The 22,753-nt window shown below is 52.4% G+C and carries 18 protein-coding genes and 1 pseudogene; 6 read left to right on the top strand and 13 right to left on the bottom strand.

The annotated features are described in order from the left end of the window. Positions 1–325: 325 nt before the first annotated feature. Positions 326–958 carry a ribosome biogenesis GTP-binding protein YihA/YsxC gene (yihA, locus tag QNN88_RS20015; protein ID WP_414241749.1) on the bottom strand — a complete coding sequence of 211 codons (633 nt, stop codon included), beginning with the start codon at positions 956–958 and terminating at the stop codon, positions 326–328. A gap of 213 nt (positions 959–1,171) precedes the next feature. On the opposite strand from yihA, the pseudogene QNN88_RS20010 reads away from it, so the two are divergent. The 3 genes and pseudogenes from QNN88_RS20010 to hemN all read left to right on the top strand — a co-directional run bounded on the left by QNN88_RS20010 (position 1,172) and on the right by hemN (position 3,610). Next, positions 1,172–1,433: pseudogene (locus QNN88_RS20010) on the top strand (hypothetical protein). A 103-nt stretch (positions 1,434–1,536) separates the two neighbouring features. Further along, on the top strand, positions 1,537–2,049 hold the full coding sequence (gene yihI / locus QNN88_RS20005) for a Der GTPase-activating protein YihI (protein WP_414241748.1): 513 nt from the start codon (positions 1,537–1,539) through the stop codon (positions 2,047–2,049). A gap of 187 nt (positions 2,050–2,236) precedes the next feature. Continuing rightward, positions 2,237–3,610, top strand: coding sequence for an oxygen-independent coproporphyrinogen III oxidase (hemN, locus tag QNN88_RS20000; RefSeq protein ID WP_414241747.1), 1,374 nt, complete (start codon positions 2,237–2,239; stop codon positions 3,608–3,610). Positions 3,611–3,699: 89 nt separating this feature from the next. On the opposite strand, the gene QNN88_RS19995 is transcribed toward hemN, so the two are convergent. From QNN88_RS19995 to glnA, 4 genes are all read right to left on the bottom strand, one after another. Further along, complete coding sequence (locus tag QNN88_RS19995; RefSeq protein ID WP_090050632.1) at positions 3,700–3,810, bottom strand: YshB family small membrane protein; 111 nt, start codon at positions 3,808–3,810, stop codon at positions 3,700–3,702. A gap of 110 nt (positions 3,811–3,920) precedes the next feature. Further along, the gene (gene glnG, locus QNN88_RS19990; RefSeq protein ID WP_414241746.1) at positions 3,921–5,330 is read right to left on the bottom strand and encodes a nitrogen regulation protein NR(I); all 1,410 of its coding nucleotides are present in this window, start codon (positions 5,328–5,330) and stop codon (positions 3,921–3,923) included. A gap of 8 nt (positions 5,331–5,338) precedes the next feature. Then, on the bottom strand, positions 5,339–6,388 hold the full coding sequence (glnL, locus tag QNN88_RS19985; protein WP_414241745.1) for a nitrogen regulation protein NR(II): 1,050 nt from the start codon (positions 6,386–6,388) through the stop codon (positions 5,339–5,341). Positions 6,389–6,668: 280 nt separating this feature from the next. After that, positions 6,669–8,078: a glutamate--ammonia ligase gene (gene glnA / locus QNN88_RS19980; RefSeq protein ID WP_414241744.1), complete on the bottom strand. Its 1,410-nt coding sequence runs from the start codon at positions 8,076–8,078 to the stop codon at positions 6,669–6,671. Positions 8,079–8,454: 376 nt separating this feature from the next. Here glnA and typA point away from each other — a divergent pair, with 376 nt between their 5' ends. After that, the gene (typA, locus tag QNN88_RS19975; RefSeq protein ID WP_042325427.1) at positions 8,455–10,278 is read left to right on the top strand and encodes a ribosome-dependent GTPase TypA; all 1,824 of its coding nucleotides are present in this window, start codon (positions 8,455–8,457) and stop codon (positions 10,276–10,278) included. Between the two features lie 58 nt (positions 10,279–10,336). Here typA and ompL read toward each other — a convergent pair whose 3' ends face one another. From ompL to yihU, 8 genes are all read right to left on the bottom strand, one after another. Beyond that, entirely contained in the window at positions 10,337–11,029 is a 693-nt protein-coding gene (gene ompL / locus QNN88_RS19970; protein WP_414241743.1) for a porin OmpL, read from the bottom strand. Between the two features lie 67 nt (positions 11,030–11,096). Further along, positions 11,097–12,518 carry an MFS transporter gene (locus tag QNN88_RS19965; protein ID WP_414241742.1) on the bottom strand — a complete coding sequence of 474 codons (1,422 nt, stop codon included), beginning with the start codon at positions 12,516–12,518 and terminating at the stop codon, positions 11,097–11,099. A gap of 44 nt (positions 12,519–12,562) precedes the next feature. After that, positions 12,563–13,945 (bottom strand): MFS transporter, encoded by a 1,383-nt coding sequence (locus tag QNN88_RS19960; RefSeq protein WP_414241741.1) that lies wholly within the window; start codon positions 13,943–13,945, stop codon positions 12,563–12,565. A gap of 45 nt (positions 13,946–13,990) precedes the next feature. Then, on the bottom strand, positions 13,991–16,027 hold the full coding sequence (locus tag QNN88_RS19955; RefSeq protein ID WP_414241756.1) for an alpha-glucosidase: 2,037 nt from the start codon (positions 16,025–16,027) through the stop codon (positions 13,991–13,993). 49 nt (positions 16,028–16,076) lie between these two features. Beyond that, complete coding sequence (locus QNN88_RS19950; RefSeq protein ID WP_414241740.1) at positions 16,077–16,919, bottom strand: aldose-1-epimerase; 843 nt, start codon at positions 16,917–16,919, stop codon at positions 16,077–16,079. Positions 16,920–16,937: 18 nt separating this feature from the next. Then, a complete protein-coding gene (gene yihS / locus QNN88_RS19945; protein WP_414241739.1) occupies positions 16,938–18,179 on the bottom strand; it encodes a sulfoquinovose isomerase in 1,242 nt (413 codons plus the stop codon). A 15-nt stretch (positions 18,180–18,194) separates the two neighbouring features. After that, positions 18,195–19,073, bottom strand: coding sequence for a sulfofructosephosphate aldolase (gene yihT, locus QNN88_RS19940; RefSeq protein ID WP_414241738.1), 879 nt, complete (start codon positions 19,071–19,073; stop codon positions 18,195–18,197). A gap of 20 nt (positions 19,074–19,093) precedes the next feature. Further along, positions 19,094–19,984: a sulfolactaldehyde 3-reductase gene (yihU, locus tag QNN88_RS19935; RefSeq protein WP_414241737.1), complete on the bottom strand. Its 891-nt coding sequence runs from the start codon at positions 19,982–19,984 to the stop codon at positions 19,094–19,096. A 165-nt stretch (positions 19,985–20,149) separates the two neighbouring features. On the opposite strand from yihU, the gene QNN88_RS19930 reads away from it, so the two are divergent. Continuing rightward, positions 20,150–21,046, top strand: coding sequence for a sugar kinase (locus tag QNN88_RS19930; protein WP_414241736.1), 897 nt, complete (start codon positions 20,150–20,152; stop codon positions 21,044–21,046). 32 nt (positions 21,047–21,078) lie between these two features. After that, on the top strand, positions 21,079–21,882 hold the full coding sequence (locus QNN88_RS19925) for a DeoR/GlpR family DNA-binding transcription regulator (RefSeq protein WP_414241735.1): 804 nt from the start codon (positions 21,079–21,081) through the stop codon (positions 21,880–21,882). The last annotated feature ends 871 nt before the right edge of the window (positions 21,883–22,753 follow it).

Raw genomic sequence — 22,753 nt, 5'->3', positions numbered from 1 at the left:
GAATAACGCGCTTTTTTCGTAAGTAAGCAACATAAGTGTGCGATTTTTGTGATGAGTATTGGAATTCCCTATGTAAAGAATGAAAAAAAATTACAAAAAGTGCTTTCTGAGCTGCTCAAAAAAGAGTAAAGTTATTCGCGTAGGGTACAGAGGTAAGATGTTCTATCTTTCAGACCTTTTACTTCACGTAATCGGATTTGGCTGAATATTTTAGCCGCCCCAGTCAGTTTCTGACTGGGGCGTTTTTTATGGGCGAAGGAAAGATATTGCAGGCGCGTCAGACCGGATAAGACGCAGCGCGTCGTTATCCGGCGTCATGAATGATTTACTCCCCGCCCTGACCCTCTTCAACCGGCGCCAGTTCGCTAAACCAACTGTCCAGTTTCTGGCGTAATTTGTCCACGCCCTGCTTTTTCAGCGATGAGAAGGTCTCAACCTGCACATCGCCGTTAAAAGCCAACACCGCTTCACGGACCATATTCAGTTGGGCCTTACGCGCCCCACTCGCCAGTTTGTCCGCTTTCGTCAGCAGTACCAGCACCTGGATGTTGCTCTCGACGGCCCACTGGACCATCTGCTGGTCGAGATCTTTTAGCGGATGGCGAATATCCATCAGCACCACCAGTCCCTGCAGGCTCTGGCGTTTTTCCAGATACTCACCCAGCGCGCGTTGCCACTTGCGCTTCATCTCTTCCGGCACTTCGGCGTAACCGTAGCCGGGCAGGTCAACAAGGCGTTTGCCGTCGACCACTTCAAACAGGTTGATGAGCTGAGTACGGCCAGGCGTTTTTGAAGTACGCGCCAGGCTCTTCTGATTGGTCAGCGTGTTTAGCGCGCTGGATTTGCCTGCGTTAGAACGGCCAGCAAAAGCCACTTCAATTCCGGTATCGGAAGGTAAATGGCGAATATCAGGCGCGCTCATCACAAAGTGCGTCTGTTGATAATTCAGGTTAATCAAAGCGGTCGTCTCCGTCAGTCAAAGCTTTGCCGCGATTATACCTGAACAGGAGCAAAAGACTGATTTTTCGACACAGGGCTGTTGTGAGTAAAAACCTTGCTTATTGTGAGACATTGTCGATTGTTCTTATACGAAATGTCAGAGTAATTGCAGAGAAAATAATTAAATAAATCAACTAAATCATAATATTAAAAGTTATGTAATATTCTGAAAATGGCTGAACTGTGCGGCCAACGACTTGTTACTTTACGCCAAAAGAGTAGAGTGACTTCCATAGCGAGGATAGCTGTACAGGAAGACGACTCAGGATGAGGGTCAGGAGCGCCAGGAGGCGAAGACACAGGATTGTCAGGACGACAGGCGTTCGGAGACGTTGGAATACGGAAACGGAAAAGACACGGAGCGTTCCAGGCTGAAGGAAAAACAGGGTGTGTTGATAGCCGACAGGGAATGTAGGACCCGTTCAGGGTTGTGAGTAAGGTGAAAAGGCGACAGAGCAATCTGTCGCCTTTTTTCTTTATTTCTGCTAGATTCCGGCGCAATTATATACTGAATAAAACAGCCAAAGACGAATCACTATGAAACCCACTTCTACACCACGCGGCAAAAGCCCTGCAAAGGCACGCCGTAAAACCCGTGAAGAGCTGAATCAGGAAGCTCGTGACCGCAAGCGTCAGAAAAAACACCGTGGACACGCGGCGGGTAGCCGTGCGACCGGTGGTGACGCGTCGTCAGGCGGTAAAAACAAGAGCCAACAGAAAGATCCACGCATCGGCAGTAAAACCCCTATTCCATTAGGCGTGACCGAAAAAGTCACCAAACAGCACAAACCGAAGAGCGAGAAACCTATGCTTTCACCGCAGGCTGAGTTGGATTTACTGGAAACGGATGAGCGCCTGGATGCGCTGTTAGAACGTCTGGAAGCAGGCGAAACCCTGAGCGCGGAAGATCAGTCCTGGGTGGATGCCAAACTGGATCGCATCGATGAACTGATGCAGAAGCTGGGCCTCTCCTACGATGATGACGAAGAAGAAGAGGAAGATGACGAGAAGCAGGAAGACATGATGCGCCTGCTGCGTGGCGGTAACTAACGGTTTACACCGTGGGCCTGCCCATCCTGCTTATAACCCTTCCGGTTATATGTTATCTGGTGTGGTTATTCGTTAAACTACAGCGGTTGTCGCGGCGACAGAAGTGGCTGCGCAGCCGGCTTAGTACTCGAAATGGAGTGCGGCCGGTACGCCGTACCCGCCAGAGACGCCATCGGAAGGAGTGAGCATGTCAGAACAACAAATAGACTGGGATCTGGCCCTGATCCAGAAATATAACTATTCCGGGCCGCGCTATACTTCGTACCCGACCGCGCTGGAGTTTTCTGACGCGTTTGGCGAACCGGCGTTTTTGCAGGCCGTTGCGCGCTATCCTGAGCGTCCACTCTCGCTCTACGTCCATATCCCGTTTTGCCATAAACTGTGCTATTTCTGCGGCTGCAATAAGATTGTCACTCGCCAGCAGCATAAGGCCGATCAGTATCTGGATGCGCTGGAACAGGAAATTTTGCACCGTGCGCCGCTGTTTGCAGGGCGTCACGTCAGCCAGCTTCACTGGGGTGGTGGTACACCAACCTATCTGAATAAAGCGCAAATCAGCCGTCTGATGACGCTCCTGCGTGATAATTTCCACTTCAACGCGGAGGCGGAAATCTCGATCGAAGTCGATCCCCGTGAGATTGAGCTGGATGTGCTCGATCATTTACGCGCTGAAGGTTTTAACCGTCTTAGCATGGGCGTGCAGGACTTCAACAAAGAGGTCCAGCGACTGGTTAACCGTGAGCAGGATGAGGCGTTTATCTTTGCGCTGCTTAATCATGCGCGTGACATCGGCTTTACCTCGACCAATATCGATCTGATCTACGGTTTGCCCAAACAGACGCCGGAGAGTTTTGCGTTTACCCTCAAGCGGGTGGCGGAACTCAGTCCGGACCGTTTGAGCGTCTTTAACTATGCGCATTTGCCGACGCTATTTGCCGCACAGCGCAAAATTAAAGATGCCGATCTGCCCAGCGCGCAGCAGAAGCTGGATATTTTGCAGGAAACCATCTCCTCGCTGACTGAGACCGGCTATCAGTTTATTGGCATGGATCATTTTGCCCGCCCGGATGACGAGCTGGCGATTGCCCAGCGCGAAGGTGTTCTCCATCGTAATTTCCAGGGCTACACCACTCAGGGCGATACCGATCTGCTGGGAATGGGCGTTTCGGCCATCAGCATGATTGGCGATTGTTACGCGCAGAACCAGAAAGAGCTGAAACTCTACTATCAGCAGGTGGATGAGCAGGGGAATGCTCTGTGGCGCGGCATCGCGCTGACGCGCGATGACTGTATCCGCCGTGACGTCATTAAATCGCTGATCTGCAATTTCCGTCTCGATTATGCTGCTGTTGAGCAGCAGTGGGATCTGAACTTCGCGGATTACTTTGCCGAAGACCTGAAATTGTTGGCGCCGCTGGCGAAAGATGGGCTGGTGGAAGTGACAGAGAAGGGAATTCAGGTTACGGCAAAAGGCCGTCTGCTGATTCGCAACATTTGCATGTGTTTTGATGCGTATCTGCGTCAAAAAGCGCGGATGCAGCAGTTCTCACGGGTGATATAAAAAACGTTGCCCGGTGGCGCTAACGCTTACCGGGCCGACGATTGATGTTGCCTGTAGGCCAGATAAGCGTAGCGCCATCCGGCACAGCGTTAGCTGAACAGCCCAACCAGCGCGGCGCACAGCACTGCGGCGACCGCAGTCTGTGGCGTGTGGCTGTCGACCGCTCCGCTTGATAGCAGATTTATAATCGATTCCAGCATAATGAGTCCCCCGTTTGCCGGGCACGATCATACTGAACTCATCGGAACAGTAAAGCGCAAAATAACGGCAATTTGCGCTCAATTATTAATCTTTACACAAGCGTGTGACGTTACTCCATTCCCAGTTCTTTTAACTTACGCGTCAGCGTATTACGCCCCCATCCGAGCAAGCGTGCCGCTTCCTGTTTATGGCCCTGTGTATGGCGTAGCGCTGTGGTCAGCAACGTGCGCTCCATTTCAGGCTGCGCTTCCGAGAGCAGATTTTGATGACCGGAACGCAGCGCCCGATCCGCCCACTGTGCCAGGAGCGTAGCCCAACTGTCCGGCTGCAGATGCGACGGGCTTTCCGGTGCGGTGGCTTCGAACAGTTCAGCGGGGAGATCCTGAATCAATAGCTCTTGTCCGGACGCCATCACGGTTAACCAGCGACAGGTGTTTTCCAGTTGGCGAACGTTGCCAGGCCACGCCAGTCGCGTCAACGCAGCTTCGGTTTCCGGGTGTAATAATTTGGCTTCAACACCCAGTTCACGTGCCGCGACCTGCAGGAAATGGCGTGCCAGCCGCGGAATATCTTCGCGACGCTCGCGCAGCGGTGGCAGGTGTACGCGAATGACGTTCAGACGGTGGAACAAATCTTCACGAAACTTGCCTTCCTGGACGCGTAACTCCAGATTCTGGTGCGTCGCGGCGATAATTCGCACGTCCACTTTTACTGGCGCATAGCCGCCCACGCGGTAAAACTGACCGTCGGCTAACACGCGCAACAGGCGTGTTTGCACATCCAGCGGCATATCGCCGATCTCATCAAGAAACAGCGTGCCGCCATCGGCCTGTTCGAAGCGTCCCTGACGAATCGTATTCGCCCCGGTAAATGCCCCTTTTTCATGACCAAATAACTCGGATTCGATCAAATCTTTCGGTATTGCTGCCATGTTCAGCGCGATGAACGGCGCTTTCGCGCGTGGACTATGGCGGTGCAGGGCATGTGCGACCAGCTCTTTACCCGTCCCGGATTCGCCGTTAATCAGCACGCTAATGGAAGAGCGAGAGAGTCGCCCGATGATGCGAAACACATCCTGCATGGCTGGCGCTTCGCCGATAATGTCCGTTGTCGGTCCATTGAGCTGAATATTGCGTGGCTGCTGCTGTTCCTGATAATGGCTGATAGCGCGTTCAACCAGCGCCACCGCCTCGTCGATATCAAAGGGTTTCGGCAGATAATCAAACGCCCCTTGTTGATAGGCGCTAACGGCGGCATCCAGATCGGAATGCGCGGTCATTATGATGACCGGTAGCATCGGATGGCGCTGTTTAATCTGTTTTAACAGCGCCAGCCCGTCCATCCCCGGCATGCGAATATCAGATAACAGCACGTCCGGCGTTTTGCTTGCCAGCGCGCCCAGCACGTCGTTACCGTTTTCAAAGGTGGTACAACTCAGACCCGCACCGGCGAGAGCACGTTCAAGCACCCAACGGATGGAACTATCGTCATCGACTACCCAGACTATCCCTCGTTGCATAAGCACCTCTATTTCCGAATCGGCAGGTAAACCGAAAACTCGGTATGACCTGGCCAACTGGTAAATTCAATTTTGCCGGAATGCTGATCGATCAAATTACGGGCGATGGATAAGCCCAGCCCGGTGCCGCCTTCGCGGCCGCTGACCATCGGGTAAAACAGCGTATCCTGTAAGTGGGAGGGAATACCCGGTCCGTTATCTTCGACGTCGATACGCGCCGCCAGGCGATAGCGCTCGCCATGGAGCGTGAGCTGGAAAGCGGTGCGGGTACGCAACACGATCTCTCCGCCTTCTGCTCCCAGCGCCTGCAGCGCATTACGGACAATATTCAACAACACCTGTTCGATCTGTTCCGGGTCATGCGGTAGTTCCGGCAGGCTCGGATCATAATCACGAACCAGCGTGACGTTTTCCGGTAACTCCATAGAGACCAGTGCGACCACACGCTCAGCGACCTTATGAATGCTTTCCGTGACATGCGTTCCCGGCATCTGTGGGCCCAGCAGCCTGTCGACCAGATTACGCAGACGATCAGCTTGTTCAATAATGACTTTGGTGTATTCCAGCAGTCCCGGATCGGGCAATGCTTTGCTCAATAGCTGTGCTGCGCCACGTAAGCCACCGAGCGGGTTTTTAATCTCGTGGGCCAGTCCACGTACCAGATCGCGTGCCGCGACCTGCTGAGCGTGCTGTAGCTGCTCCTGGCTCAGGCGACGCTGATTATCCATCGGCGCCATTTCAAGTAGAATCTGACCGTCAGGCAAACGCTGGGCGGTGAGCGACAAAATATGCGAACGCCCGTCAATCACCAGCGTAACCTCATTGTCGGTGAACCCCTGTCCCGCCTCTAAGCTCTCGCGCATCAGCTCGATATTTAAGGAAAAATAGCTCAGGAGTTCAGGAAGCGGCGTACCAAACAGTTTTCGGGAGCTCTGGGCGAGTAACTGCTGTGCTGCCGGGTTGGCGTAATGCACCGCCAGCTCATCGTCGACCAGTAAGATGCTGTTGATTAAAGAATTGAGGATCTGCCCAGCATCGGGCAGCGTGCCTGTTGCCATACAGCAGTCTCCTGAATAGTATGCACCAATGTAGTGCATTATAGCTTTTTACATCGAAAAAGCGCGAAGGATCAGTTTGTTGGCGGTGAAAAAAGCCCATCGTATGATGGGCTACAGATTGCTGACAAACGTCGTGCCGGATGGCGACTTCGCCTTATCCTGCCTACAAGGGGTTGCCCTGTAGGCCCGAAAAGCGTGCGCCATCGGGCATCTTAATGTTTGCCATCAACCTCAAACCTGTCAGAAACAGGCTAAAAGTTTCCACGGCAACTTAAAACAATTAAACGCTGTAGTACAACTCAAACTCTACCGGGTGCGGCGTCATGCGCACGCGGTCATTTTCTTCAATGCGCAGCGCGATGTAAGCGTCAATGGCCTCATCAGTGAACACGCCGCCCGCTTTCAGGAACTCGCGATCCAGGTTCAGCTCGTTCAGTGCTTCTTCCAGAGAACCAGCAACCTGTGGGATCTCTTTCGCTTCTTCCGGCGGCAGGTCGTACAGGTTTTTGTCCATGGCTTCGCCCGGGTGGATCTTATTCTTAATGCCGTCAAGACCGGCCATCAGCAGGGCGGCAAAGCACAGGTACGGGTTCGCCGCTGGATCCGGGAAGCGGACTTCGATACGACGTGCTTTCGGAGAGGCCACAACCGGAATACGGATAGAGGCGGAACGGTTACGGGCAGAGTAGGCCAGCATTACCGGCGCTTCGTAACCCGGGACCAGACGCTTGTAAGAGTTAGTGGTTGGGTTTGCCAGGGCGTTGATGGCTTTCGCGTGTTTGATCACGCCGCCAATGTAGTACAGCGCCTGCTCAGACAGACCCGCATATTTGTCGCCAGAGAACAGGTTGGTACCGTTCTTGGACAGGGACATGTGGCAGTGCATACCGGAACCGTTATCGCCGAACATCGGTTTTGGCATAAAGGTCGCCGTTTTGCCGAAGCGGTGAGCGACGTTGTGTACCACATATTTGTAGATCTGAATTTCGTCCGCTTTTTTGGTCATGGTGTTGAAGCGGGTTGCCACTTCGTTCTGACCTGCGGTTGCCACTTCGTGGTGATGTGCTTCAACCACCAGACCCATCTGTTCCATCACCAGACACATTTCAGAACGGATGTCCTGAGCGGAGTCTACCGGTGGAACCGGGAAGTAGCCGCCTTTCACGGCAGGACGGTGGCCTTTGTTTCCACCTTCGTACTGGGTGGAGGAGTTCCATGCGCCTTCGATGTCATCGATAGCTACGTGAGATCCGGAGATTGACGTGCCGAAACGGATGTCGTCAAACAGGAAAAATTCAGGTTCTGGCCCAAACAGCACGGTATCGGCGATACCGGTGGAGCGCAGGTATTCTTCAGCACGCTTGGCGATAGAGCGCGGGTCGCGGTCATAGCCTTGCAGGGTACCAGGTTCCAGGATGTCACAACGGATAATCAGGGTGGAATCCGCGAAGAACGGGTCGATAACCGCAGTAGAGGCATCCGGCATCAGCACCATGTCGGATTCGTTGATGCCTTTCCAGCCACCAATCGAAGAGCCGTCAAACATTTTGCCTTCTTCGAAGAATTCGGCATTTACCTGATGAGCAGGAATCGTGACGTGCTGTTCTTTACCTTTGGTATCAGTGAAGCGCAAATCAACAAACTTCACTTCGTGCTCATTCAGCATCGTCAAAACGTGTTCAGCGGACATACTTAACTCTCCAGATTGGTCATAGTCGTCGTGGTAACGAGGTGTTCAATTCTTTAATCATTGGCCGTGTCGCCGTAAAAAAGATAAAGCGAAATCTGTGCCAACTTTTAAATTGCCCCTAAAAGGCGTTATCATGCGCACCATCGTGCAAAAGGGTTGCACCATGTTGTGTATGTTGCACCAGTATAGTGCTTTAATGTGAACATTAAGCACCATATTGGTGCAATGGACTGTGCATAACCCTTTTAACGCTCCGTGAAAGCGATCACAAAGAAACTCTGCAATACTTGTTTGCGGAGGATGTTTGTGATCCTGTTTTGTAGTGCGATTAATCCGTGTACAATAACGCGCTATTTCTAATGCCTGAGGCAAAGTTGTGATCGAAAATTTGCGTAATATCGCCATCATCGCGCACGTTGACCATGGTAAAACTACCCTGGTTGATAAGCTGCTGCAGCAATCCGGTACGTTCGACTCTCGTGCCGAAACTCAAGAGCGTGTGATGGACTCCAACGATTTGGAGAAAGAGCGTGGGATTACCATCCTCGCAAAAAACACCGCTATCAAATGGAATGATTACCGTATCAACATCGTTGATACCCCTGGGCACGCAGACTTCGGTGGTGAAGTTGAGCGTGTCATGTCCATGGTTGACTCTGTGCTGCTGGTGGTTGACGCATTTGACGGCCCGATGCCGCAGACGCGCTTCGTGACCAAAAAAGCCTTTGCACATGGCCTGAAGCCTATTGTGGTCATCAACAAAGTTGACCGTCCTGGCGCGCGTCCGGACTGGGTTGTCGATCAGGTATTCGACCTGTTCGTAAACCTCGACGCGACTGACGAACAGCTGGACTTCCCGATCATCTACGCTTCTGCGCTGAACGGTATTGCCGGTCTGGATCACGAAGATATGGCGGAAGACATGACCCCGCTGTATCAGGCGATTGTCGACCACGTTCCTGCGCCGGACGTTGACCTTGATGGTCCGTTCCAGATGCAGATCTCTCAGCTGGACTACAACAACTACGTTGGCGTCATCGGTATCGGCCGCATCAAACGCGGTAAAGTGAAGCCGAACCAGCAGATCACTATTGTGGACAGCGAAGGCAAAACCCGTAACGGAAAAGTTGGTAAAGTGCTGACTCACCTGGGCCTGGAGCGTATCGATAGCGATCTGGCTGAAGCGGGCGACATCATCGCGATCACCGGTCTGGGCGAGCTGAACATCTCTGACACCATCTGCGATCCGCAGAATGTGGAAGCGCTGCCGGCACTGTCTGTTGATGAACCGACGGTAACGATGTTCTTCAACGTCAACACCTCTCCGTTCTGTGGCAAAGAAGGTAAATACGTTACCTCTCGTCAGATCCTTGACCGCCTGAACAAAGAGCTGGTGCACAACGTTGCGCTGCGCGTTGAAGAAACTGAAGATGCGGACGCGTTCCGCGTTTCTGGTCGTGGTGAGCTGCACCTGTCAGTTCTGATCGAAAACATGCGTCGTGAAGGTTTCGAGATGGCGGTTTCCCGTCCGAAAGTTATCTTCCGCGAAATCGATGGCCGTAAACAAGAGCCGTTCGAGAACGTGACGCTGGACGTCGAAGAGCAGCACCAGGGTTCTGTGATGCAGGCACTGGGCGAGCGTAAAGGCGACCTGAAAAACATGAATCCAGATGGCAAAGGCCGCGTACGTCTCGACTACGTGATCCCAAGCCGTGGGCTTATCGGTTTCCGTTCAGAATTCATGACCATGACCTCTGGTACCGGTCTGCTGTACTCCACCTTCAGCCACTACGACGACGTACGTCCGGGTGAAGTGGGTCAGCGCCAGAACGGCGTACTGATCTCTAACGGTCAGGGTAAAGCGGTTGCGTTTGCACTGTTCAGCCTGCAGGACCGCGGTAAGCTGTTCCTCGGTCACGGTGCGGAAGTGTACGAAGGCCAGATCATCGGTATTCACAGCCGTTCTAACGACCTGACCGTAAACTGCCTGACCGGTAAAAAACTGACCAACATGCGTGCTTCCGGTACCGACGAAGCCACGGTTCTGGTTCCGCCGGTTAAGATGACTCTGGAACAAGCACTGGAGTTCATCGATGACGACGAACTGGTAGAAGTGACGCCGCAGTCTATCCGTATTCGTAAACGTCACCTGACGGAAAACGATCGCCGCCGCGCGAACCGTGGTCCGAAAGAAGATTAATTCATCATCTTGTGACGAAAAAGCCGCTGATTTCAGCGGCTTTTCTTTTTCTACACGGTTAAAAGAAATATTTTACCCCAACGCGAATCTGGTTTTGCTCGCGGTGATAGGGTTCAACGTTACGATCCAGCCAGCGCAGTTCAAAGTAGGGCAGCCAGTTCTGGTTGATCCGATAACGGAAGGTATTCGTAATTTCCCAGTGATGATCCTTGCCATTGCTGCTATTAAAATCATTCACCCGCATAAAATAGTGGGGTTCAAAGGTATACGAGAATTTATCGGTAATAATAAAGTTCCAGTAGTTGCCGATCTCATAGGTATCGTTATTATCCCGATCGCCGTTTAAATCGACAGAGCTGTAATTATTATGGTTGTAGCGGTTACGCACTGTCAGGTTAAACCACGGTGTAAACTTGTAATTCACGTCCAGATACACCGCGCCGCTGGAGCCAATACTCTTGTCGGTAATCAACCCGCCAGGTTGGATCGTTAATTTATCCGTGGGTTTGAAGAGCGGATACCAGCCCTCGATCTCGTTATAGCCGTGTTTTAACTCGTCTTCACGCTGGAGCGTATAGGTGTTGGTGAGCATGATGCCCGCACCCATATCGAAGTTATAGCCAACGCGCAGCATGATCTCTTGTTGATCGGATGCCAGATTATAGGCCTCCCGATTTTCGACATAAGCGCCAGCAAACACAGAGGTGGATATCACTGAAGATAACAGAATGAGAGTGTGTAATGTTTTCATCATAAATCCATTTTTTAAGCGTAGGGAAGCCGCCATCCATCAGGATGGAAATAGCGGCAAGATTTGTTTAAAGATTTACAGTAGCGATGTTTTTATTGTTATTGTTTACGTCAGAACGAATGGTGCTCTTTTTTCGTTGATTTATTTCCTCGATAATAAAAGCGAAACGCGCTTCGTTGAGCTTATAAAAGAAACCCATGGTCAGTGCAGCAATAATCGCCAGACCACAGGGCCAAAGAAAAATTAACTGGCGTAATCCCAGTAAGGTTGCGTCGCTTTGCTCGATGTTTGGGATATAACCAATCTGGGTCAACATCATTCCGGGCAGGAATCCCGCCAGCGCAGCGGAAATCTTGCGGGAAAAGGTATATCCGGTATAGACGGAACCTTCTGCGCGAATCCCCGTTTTCCATTCGCCGTAATCCACGGTATCCGGCACCAGCGCCCAGTTCAGGCTGTTCACGAAAGCTGTACCGAAAAAGGCTACACAGGAGAAGGTGACGAATAAAAAGGAGGTTCCGCCCCAAAAGAAATTCAGGATATCCCCGACTGCCCAGAGCGTTAGCCCTCCGAGATAAACCTGTTTTTTACCGAAACGCTTTACGGTCATGGGAACTAGCAGTACACCTACCAGAATGCACCCCATGCTGAAAAAACCCATCCATGAGAGTAAATGGATATCGTTCAGAACGTACTGTGTGTAATAGACCTGGATCGCCAGTTTGATGTTGAACGCTGCCAGCGTACATAGATTGGCAATACACAGCACTAACAGAGGAGGGTTGCGGAAAATCGCGCAGAACGACTTTAGAATGCTGGGCTTATGGTGATCTGGCACGATTTCGATGTAACGTTCCTTAACGCCACGGAAACACCACCACATACTGAATAGCCCGCACACGGAGAAAATCAGCGCGGCAATCAAATAGCCCAGCGACGGCGAACGGGTAAACAACGCCTGAATCGGCATAAAGCCTACGGTACACAGCAGCAGTCCAATGGTTGCGCCGCCCTGACGCCAGGCGGCAAGCTGGGCGCGTTCGTGCGGGTTTTTGGTGATAGCAGGCACCATGGCGCCATAAGAGCAGTTCATAAGGCTATAAAACAAACCAAACAGCATAAACAGGAGGGTGGCCAGCGTCGTCTTCACCGTTAAGGTAAAGTCCGTGGCAAAGAACTGCGCGCTGGCAACCAGCGCAACGGGAAAAGAGGCATAAAGTATGAAGGGGCGGAATTTACCTATTACACCAATATTACGGCGTGAATCCAGCAATACACCGGTTAATATATCGGTAAAGGCAGTAAAGAACTTCGCCACCAGGAAGATTATACCGCCGTAATACGCAGGCATCCCCAGTACATCGGTATAAAACTTAAGCAGATACAGCGTCCCGATACACAGCATCAGGTTTGAGCCAAAATCACCTATGCCGTAGGCGCACTTCTCACGCAGGCTCAGTTTCAGCGTTAGCGGATCATGGTCAGACATAATCGCCTCCCATAACGCCCCGTAGGGCGTTGGATATTATTGTTTTAAGTCGTTTGCTTACGGGCTTCGATTTCGCCAACGATACGGATATACATTTTTTCGTTGAGATTGTAGAAACAGCCCATTGCAATGATGGTGACGACCGCCAGCGCACAGGGATAGATAAAGATCAGCTGCCGCAACCCCTCGACCGTTCCCGCCGATTGCACCACGTTAGGCACATAGCCGATTTGGGTCAGCATCCATCCCGGGAAGAAGCCGGCCAGCGCTTGTGAAACCTTACGGAAGAACGTAAAACCGGTGTAGACCGTCCCTTCAGAACGCACGCCGGTTCGCCATTCGCCATATTCCACCGTGTCGGAAACCAGCGCCCAGTTCAGGCTGTTTACAAACGCGGAACCGAAGAATGCCAGACAGGAGAATGCGACAAAACTGACCGAACCTCCGCCGAAGAGGTAGTTGAGCAGATCGCCTGCAACCCAGATCAGCAGGCCACCGATATAGACCTTTTTCTTGCCAAATCGACGCACCATCCCCGGCATTAAAAAGACGCCGATGAAGATGCAGCCCATGCTGAAAAAGCCCATCCATGACAGCAAAATCGGATCGTTCAGCACGTACTGGGTGTAATAAACCTGGATCGCCAGCTTGACGTTAAATGCGCCGAGCGTGCAGAGATTGGCTATACACAGAATGAATAGCGGACGGTTACCAGCGATGGCGCGAAAGGACTGCAATAATCCCGGCTTTTGCGCCGCGTCGACAGGTTTCACTTCGACATAGCGCTCTTTTACCCCGGCATAGCAGCACCACATAAAGAACAGCCCAAACAGCGAGAATAGCGTCGCGGCGAAGATATACCCCAGTTGCGAATTGCCTTCGATCAGGTTCATGACCGGCACAAAACCGACAGTGCACAGCAGCAGGCCAAGCGTCGCGCCGCCCTGTCGCCAGGCGGCGAGCGAGGCGCGTTCGTCCGGGTTTTTGGTGATGGCGGGCACCATTGCGCCATAGGAACAGTTCATCATGCTGAAGAACAATCCGTAAAGCATGAACAGGACGGTCGCCATGACCGTTTTTCCGGTGATTTCAAAGGGCGTACCAACAAAGTTAGCGATAGCCAGCAGAGTTACCGGAAACGCCGCGTACATCACAAAAGGCCGAAATTTACCTTTTGGACCAATTTTACGCCGCGAATCGAGCATAATACCGGTTCCCATATCGGTAAACGCGGTAAAAAACTTGGCAATAAGGAAAATGATACCGCCATAGGTGCCCGGTAAACCGAGAACATCGGTATAAAACTTCAATAAATAGAGCGTACCGATATCCAGAAGAATATTGGAGCCTAAATCACCTATGCCGTAAGCGATTTTTTCCTTAAAAGGCAAGCGTAACGTTGCCGGGTTGGTTATGTTTTGACTCATGATTATCCCTCATTTGCCCATGAGTTTCCCCATGGGCGAGCCTTATTAGATGTGGCGTAAAGACGCAAACAGCGACGCCCATTCACTTTTCGCACGATAAAAGACCGGCGGTTTGCCCAGCGGCGCATCCAGGGTGATTTCGCCGCCGTTGTGCGTTTCACCTGTCCAGAGGTTCACCCAATGATCCTCCGGCAGATACAGTGTCCAGTCGCTACGGCCTTGCTCATATACCGGGGCGACCAACAGGTCTTGCCCCAGCAGGTACTGGTACTTCAGGGTGTAAGTGCGCGCATCGTTTTCGTAATGCAGGAATAGCGGACGCATGACTGGCAAGCCGGTTGCGGCATTTTGCGCGACGGCTTGCTTGAGGTACGGCTTCAACGTCGTAAACACGGTCGTCATTCTGGCGAAATGGGCAATGGTTTCCGCATCGCTGTCAAACTGCCAGTTATCACCGGGACGGTTGCCTTCGTGGGTACGCATCATGGGCGTGAAGGCATTGAAATCACACCAGCGCAGCAGCAGCTCTTTGCTGCGCTTCATCTCAAACAGGGTGGTATAACCGCCAATATCACTGTGGTGCAGGCCGTGACCGCTCATGGCCAGCGACAGGGCAGCAGGAATAACCGAGGCGAGCCCATCGTCCAGACTCCAGTCTACGTTCTGATCGCCTGCCCACATCATGGTCGAGTATTTCTGACTGCCGGTATAACCCGCACGCATAAAGAACAGGATCTCGCCGAGTTTGCCGGTTTCCTGTAATGCCTCGTAGTTACATTTTGCCCACAGCGCAGGCCAGGCGTTATGCATGATCTCTGCGCTGACGCCGTTATGCAGAACCGTGTCGGTCGGCAGGTATTCGCCAAAGTCCGCCATCCAGCCGCCGCAGCCGAGTGCGATCATGTTTTTCTTGATGACGTCTTTGAACCAGTCGTAGGCCGCCGGGTTGGTCAAATCAACCACGCCGCCGTAAAACTCACCAAATTCAACCAGATAATCATTACCGGACGCATCTTTTGCCAGATAACCGTGCTTTGCTGCTTCGGCGCACAGGTCTTTATCGCTGGCGACATACGGGTTGATATAGGAAAGGAATTTCACGCCTTCGGCGTTCCACTGTTTGATACGGCTGTCCAGTTGGGGATAGTTGTCGCTGTTCCACTTCCAGTTCCACATCACGCGCTTACCGAATGACGTCATGCGGATCCCGGACCAGTCCTGCGCCCAGATGCCGTTTACCTTCACGCCAGCACGGCGCATCGTATCCAGTTTCTTCTGGCACACCTCGGTGCCGCCCTGGATACCCAGCGTGACGCCATCATAAATCCAGTCAGGTAATTCTGGCTGGCGGCCCAGCAGCGCGGTCAGTTTTTCCAGCAAAGTGATATAGGTGTCGGCGCATTCAAAACGCAGGGTGGTTTTTTCCTCCCACAGTGCCAGCTCATGATAATCCGGTGCGCTGAAGTCAAAATTCATGTAGCAACTGTTATCAACATGGCAGTAATACTTCTGCGTACTGACAAAGGTGGGTTGTGGGAAGAAAGTCCAGTAATAGTCGCCTCCCGCGTTTTCTTTGCAGTCGGCCTGCCAGGTGACGTAGCTGCTCTTATTGCGGCCCACACCCTGTTCGCTGGTCCACAGTGGAAACGGTTTGCCGCGTAAGTCGAAGTAGGAGAACTGCTCGCCGCAACCGTAGATATGGTCATCCGGGTTAGCCGCCAGCCGCAGCCAGATACGGTTATGGTCGGGATCATCATTGTGCAGATCCAGTTGCAAACGACCCGCTTCATCGGTGGAGATGCGTAGCGTCGCATTGACGGCATCACCACGACTAAAGCGAATACGCCAGCCGTCGGCTGACTCACTGACCGTGGCATCGGTCAGGGCAATTTTCTCGTTAAGTTTGTCTTTAATGCTGAAGTTGCCACGAAACATGTCGATATCGGCGATGCCCGCACCAACCCACAGACAGGGAGCTTCTTCGCTGTGACGTAAAATTAATCGCTGGTGGTACGTTAGCGTAAATCCATTCTGTAACGTCGTCAGCTCTAATGGGGTTGTCCGTTGTTGTAACGAATTCATCATCGTCTCCGTAATAAATAGGGTAATTCGGTAATTTGTCGGAAATCTTTTATTCGCTGCCGATGAGAAAATGCATCTGATGTGTTTCTCCAGGTGCGAGATAAATCAGGCCTGTTCCGGAGTTAAAGGCATCGGGTGGGCAGGTCATCGGTTCTACTGCAAGACCGCGCCTTGCTAATTTCTCGCCGGTATATACCTGCAGCCAGGGTTGATGGCTGCGTAAAAACGTCGTGATGTTTTGCGATGTACAGGTCAACCTGACTTCCCACTCAGCCTCAGGTGTCAAGGCCCTGAATGTATGATCGATAGAGGTTCCTGCAATGCGTCGCGACGTTGTGAAATCCCGTTCACTACATGTTTCTTCACTCGCAGGAAGCGTCAATTCACAACCATCAATGGGGTGCAGATTGCAGGTCAAATAAGGATGGGCTCCGGCACCATACGGTGCGATTTCGTCACTCAGATTCTGCGTACGAATAAAGACATGCAGCCCGTGTGTTTCCTCCAGTCGATAAATCACCTCTGAAACCAGCGCAAAGGGATAACCATAAGAAGGCGGCAGAAAAATCGTCAGTGACACTTCCGTTTTAGACTGCTGATTAATCTGCCAGTCCCGCCAGGCCAGTAATCCATGAATAGCGCTATGCGTAACCGGGTCGTTAATGGCAAGCTGGAAGCGCTTGCCGTTATGTTGATAGCAGCCTTTTGCCACGCGATTTGGCCAGGGTATTAGCACTTTTCCCAAATGCGCCAACGGTATCTCTTCCGGCTTATGGGGAATAACAATGTGACGCCCACGGTGCGTCAGTTCTGCTAATCCGGCGCCAACTGTGACAATTTTCGCGCAGTAGTGCCCGGCCTGAAGATGAAGCGTTTTTCCACCGCTATGCATGGCTGCTATCCTCGTTGCTTATCTGGCGTTGATATCCAGAAGACCGGCAGCAACCGCAGGAGCAAGGCCCGGTGCCAGCGGTAAACGTGGGATAACCAGGCAGTGCAGCAGATGGTAAATATCCTGCTTACCGTCCCAGACTTTGGTGGTCACCTTGTTTTCGGTGTCCAGCTCCTGCCACCATGAACCATTTTCGTAATCCATCAGGTACTTAATGCAGTATTCCCACCAGGTCTGATACCAGGTTTCGTACTGGCGATCGCCCGTGACCGTATACAGCGCATAGGCGGTACCCATCGCTTCCACAATCGGCCAGCGTACCCGTTCCCGAACAATGGGTTTGCCATCCCAGTCAACGGTGTACACGATGCCGTCAGCGCCATCGGGCGCCCAGGCATCACGAATGGTGGCGTGGAAAAGTCCTTTTGCGTCTTCCAGTAGCCAGTCGGGTGGCTGTTCACATCTCGCTTCTAACGCGGCGTGGATATGCAGCATCAGGCGGCCCCACTCAATCCAGTGGCCAGGCGTGCCGCCATAGGCGCGGAAACGGTGGGCGGGGTTGTCTTTGTTGTAGTCGCGCACCGGGTTCCAGTGCACGTCGAAGTGCTCATTGACCCGGTATTCCCCTTTACGGGCGACATCGTGAATGATGACCGAAGCGATACGGATCGCGCGATCGAGCCATTTTTTGTCATGGGTGACGTCGTAAACAATCAGGAAGGCTTCAACGGCGTGCATATTGGCATTGCCGCCGCGATAGTCTTCGGTTTGGCTAAACGCTTCATCCCAGGATTCCAGACACATTTGCTCTTCTTCACTCCAGAAGTATTTCTCAATGACTTCAATGGTGTAATCGAGCAGTTTCCTGGCCTCAGGGTGTCCGGTGGTGACCGCGCTGGCAGCGCCCAACAGCGCAAAAAAGTGTTGGTATCCCTGTTTGGAGGCATCCACCACGCCTTCGTCATTCACGCAGGCGTACCAGCCACCGTATTTTTTATCCCGCAGCGCGCCGTTCATGGCCTTAATACCGTGATCGACCAGGCTGTAAGCGCCCGGTCTGCCCATCGCTGCGGCGACGGAATAGACGTGCAGCATGCGGGCGGTGATCCACAGGTGCGTGCCCATCTCTTCTTTGATCTGTCCTTTATTACCCAGCCAGCCGAATCCGGTCGGCACCACCGCGTTCTTACCAAAATTGAAGATGCGATCGGTTTCTTGTTCCAGCCAGCGGTTGTGGCTCAACGTGTTAAACCATTTCATGCTTTGATCCTCGTATTAACGGCGGCGAGCCATCATTTCGTCGACAATTTCACCTAAGCGTTGCAATTTCGGTGCAGACACATCACGCAGCATCATCTCGCTGTCCGGCAGGCCAATCACCGACGACCAGACGGCACGACCGGCCAGGAAGCCGGAAGCGCCTGCGCTCATTGCGACGCTAACCGCGCGTGGAAACAGCTTTTCGTCAACGCCGGAAGAGAGAATGACCCACGGCATATTGATGTGTTCGTTCAGGTGTTGAGAGGCGCTGAGCAGGGCTTGCTGCGTGCCTTTACCATGCAGCGGCATTTCGACCTTGTAGAGATCGGCGCCGCTGTCGCCCAGCTCTTTGGCGGCGTCGATAATCGCCTGCTCGCGATCGAATTGATCGCCGCGCCGCGGCGGACGGACCACCGGTTCGATGATGCTCAACAGACCATGGCTATGGCACAACGCATTGAACTCTTTCACCATTTCAAGGCGTTGCTGCGCGTCTTCATCACTGCGCCAGAGCACCAGTAGCTTTAAGGCTTTCGCGCCATCCTGCTTTACGGCCTGCGGATTGATGCTTTTATCAATCACCACGCTGTCGACGGGGATGCCATTACCCGGGATGAAGGCGTCGGCGGCGACAATCATGGCGCAGCTTTTGGCAATTGCGTTCTGCTCTACCGCCTGGCGGTAGCAAAACTGCTGGTCAAGCAGGATCGCGGAGGCATACGGCGAGAGGATCTTTGCAGCATTGACTTTAAAATCCGTAAGATGCTGATCGGTGACCGGTGTTGGCGTGCCTGCGGCGGCAAACATCAGGCGCATTGCTTCACGCTGGTCAACGGCCAGCATGGCGAAACCGCCGGAAGGTCGGGTGATATCTTTCAGGGTGTACGTGGTCATTCTTCAGTCCTTTTTACCTGTCAATGGTGGTTTTTCAGTCCGGCAATCGTGCGAAGCTGTTCGAGAATGGCGGTCCAGTCCTCCCGCCCACGGCCAGCGGCTCGCGCCTGGTTATAAACTTCCCTGGACGCCGCGCCGAGCGGCAGAGGAACGTGTAGTTGGTTGGCGACATCCAGCGCGATGCCAAGATCTTTGTGGGCCAGGTCGATCATGAAGGCCGGGGAAAGATCGCCTTTCAGCACTTTGTTCGGCCACGAGGTGGTGAAGTGACCTTTTCCCGCAGGCGTCCCGCTCATAACCTGTAATGCGACATCGAAAGAAAGGCCCAGCGCTTCACACAGCACGGCGGCTTCGGCCGACAGGGCGTTTAGCGCGATGCTCATGTAGTTGTTAATTAACTTCACGCGGATCCCCATACCCGGACCGCCGGCATTAATCAGCTCATTGCCCATCGCCATCAGCACCGGTGTGGCGCGCTCGACCTGGTCTGGCGTGCCGCCCGCCAGCAGCAGCAATGTACCGGCAACGGCGTGATCGGAGGTCCGCCCGACCGGGACATCCATCATGGCGAAGCCTTTAGCGCGCATATCCGCGATCAGCTTGTCAGTCTGTAAGGGATGAATGGTCGACATATCGATCACCAGCGCCTGTGGGGAGAGGCTTTCGCAAACGCCGTTTTCGCCCAATAACACGCTGCGCACCAGATCGCCGTTGGGCAGCATAGTGATGACAAACTCAGCGCCTTCTGCGGCCTGTGCCGGAGAGCGGGCGGGGTGTGCCCCTTTATCAACCAGCCGTTGTACGGCATCGGGGTTAACGTCAAAAACGCTGAGTTGGTGACCCTGCCTGAGTAAATTGCTCGCCATTGGGGCGCCCATCTGTCCTAATCCGATAAATGCGATTACTGCCATATCGTTCTCCTGAGACGGTGGTGTCATTTTTTGTCATTTACGACCGGTTGTTCTGTCTGTTTTTGATCGTATTTGTAATTTATGGTCAAAAAATTGACAGTCGTCACTTTTTAAACATTTTGTGAAATTAAAATAATCCCATCCCAAAATGCTTAAGGAACGACCATGATTCGTATTGCTTGTGTAGGTATTATCGTGCTGGATCGCATCTATTACGTAGAAACGTTACCGACTGTAGGCGGTAAATATGTGGCGAGTCGTTATACCGAAGTGGGGGGCGGGCCTGCTGCGACAGCCGCAGTGGCGGCGGCGAGGTTGGGCGCTCAGGTGGACTTTATTGGCCGCGTGGGTGATGACGACACTGGTAAACACCTGCTGGCGGAGCTGGAATCCATGGGGGTCAATACCCGTTACACCCGGCGCTACGCGGGGGCACAGTCGTCACAGTCGGCTATTATGGTTGACGAACACGGGGAGCGGATTATCGTCAATTACCCAAGTCCCGACCTGCTGGCGGAGGCTGACTGGCTCAGTGGCATCGACTTTTCCCAGTGGGACATTGTGCTGGCGGATGTTCGCTGGCATGAAGGCGCAAAGCTGGCGTTCACGCTGGCGCGCCAGGCGGGCGTGAAGACGCTGCTGGATGGCGATGTGACGCCTCAGGACATCAGCGAGCTGGTGGCCTTAAGCGATCATGCCGCGTTTTCGGCTCCGGGTCTGGCGCGCCTGACCGGTATCAGTGACGCCGCCAGCGCGTTAAAACAATCACAAACGCTCACAAATGGACATGTCTACGTCACGCAGGGTAGCGAAGGGTGCTATTGGATAGAAAATGGCATGCTGCAACACCAGGCCGGTTTTGCGGTGGATGTGGTGGATACGACCGGGGCTGGCGATGTTTTTCACGGTGCGCTGGCATTCAGCCTCGCGTCAGGAAACAAACTGAAAGACGCGGTCAGGTTCGCCAGTGGGGTGGCGGCGCTGAAATGTACCCGACCAGGTGGACGTGCTGGAATTCCTGACTGTGATCAAACCCGATCTTTTCTGTCACTTTTTGTATAAAATGCAGAGCAATGGTTTTTCGAGGAATTTTCATGAGTTTTACCGAACTGACCGGTAACCCGCGGCACGATCAGTTGCTGTCGCTCGTTGGCGAGCGTGGGTATATGAACATAGATGAACTGGCGGGCTTACTGGATGTTTCTACACAGACGGTGCGTCGTGATATCCGTAAATTAAGCGAACAGGGGCTGATCACCCGTCATCATGGTGGCGCAGGTCGTGCGTCCAGCGTCGTGAATACCGCCTTTGAGCAACGTGAAGTCTCGTGGACGCAAGAGAAGAAAGCCATCGCGGAAGCGGTGGCGGATTACATTCCGGATGGTTCAACGGTGTTCATCACCATTGGCACTACCGTAGAGCAGGTGGCGCGGGCCTTGCTGAACCACAATCATCTGCGCATTATCACTAACAGCCTTCGGGTTGCCCATATTCTCTATAACAATCCGCGATTCGAAGTGATGGTTCCCGGTGGAACGCTACGGCCACATAACAGCGGGATTATTGGTCCTTCTGCGACCGCGTTTGTCGCTGATTTCCGGGCGGACTATCTTGTGACCAGCGTAGGGGCGATTGAAAGTGATGGCGCGCTGCTGGAATTTGACGTCAATGAAGCCAGCGTAGTGAAAACCATGATGGCCCACTCCCGGCATATTCTGCTTGCTGCCGACCATACGAAATACCACGCCTCGGCGGCGGTAGAAATTGGCAATGTTTCTGCGGTAACCGCGTTGTTTACCGATGAACTCCCAGGACCGGCTCTCCATACGCTTCTTCAGTCTCATCAGGTCGAAATCGTTCAGGCGAGCCCGGATCAGGATGATATCGTTTCTGCATGATTTTCCTCACGCTCAAAGACCGTCACTAAAGGCGGTCTTGTTCACATTTTTTACTGTTCGAGATTCATCCTGGTCTGTATTGTAAAATTCCTAATATTCTTCCGTTATTTTTCACGACCTGCAAAAATTTCTTTGTTTTATCAGTGTTCACTTCTCTGGAAAACCATTCTTTAATTAATTCCGATTCATCCTATAAGAATTCTATCAATATAATAATTGTGTTCTTAATTTTGTCTTTTTAGCGCTGCAGGCTATTAGTTGACAGGCGATATAATTAAATGTATTCAGTCTATAAAAGGTGCTAATTCCCTCCATTTTATGTAATTCCGTTTATTTTGCTAATGGATGGCGGGGGAGGCTTATATTAATTTTTTTCTTCAACTACATATTACGGCGTTCTGATTCCTCAATGGTTAGCAGAGCAGTAGGAACCTTTAAGGAAGAGGTGAAAATGAAAATTACGAAGAAACATCAGGGCAATAGGATCTTATTTAAAAGAACGGCTTTAAGTACTGCCATCGTGCTTTTTGCAGTCAGCGGTTATGTACCTATGGGTAATGCTGAGTTAACACTCGACTATGATAATGTTCTTTATTATTACGTAGGCGCAACGCCGCTGAGTGATTATGATAAGATTACGGTAACCACTACAGCAGTGGGTGGGACATCGCCCTTAGGTGGGTTTGGTGCCTATATGCAAACCAATGGCATGAATACGACGAATTTAAAGGATATAACTATTAAAACGTCGGGTTCTGCTGCGGATGCGATACGAGGTAACAGCGAAGCTATCTTTTTTAGAGCTAAAAATTTAACTGTTGAAACCACGGGTTCTTCCGCCGACGGTATTAACGTTGCATCTGATTTTAAT

The sequence above is a fragment of the Citrobacter sp. ANG330 genome, assembly GCF_047467925.1.
Classification (GTDB): domain Bacteria; phylum Pseudomonadota; class Gammaproteobacteria; order Enterobacterales; family Enterobacteriaceae; genus Citrobacter_A; species Citrobacter_A amalonaticus_G.
Note: the sequence above shows the minus strand (reverse complement) of the source record. Positions and strands in the feature narration are given on the sequence as shown.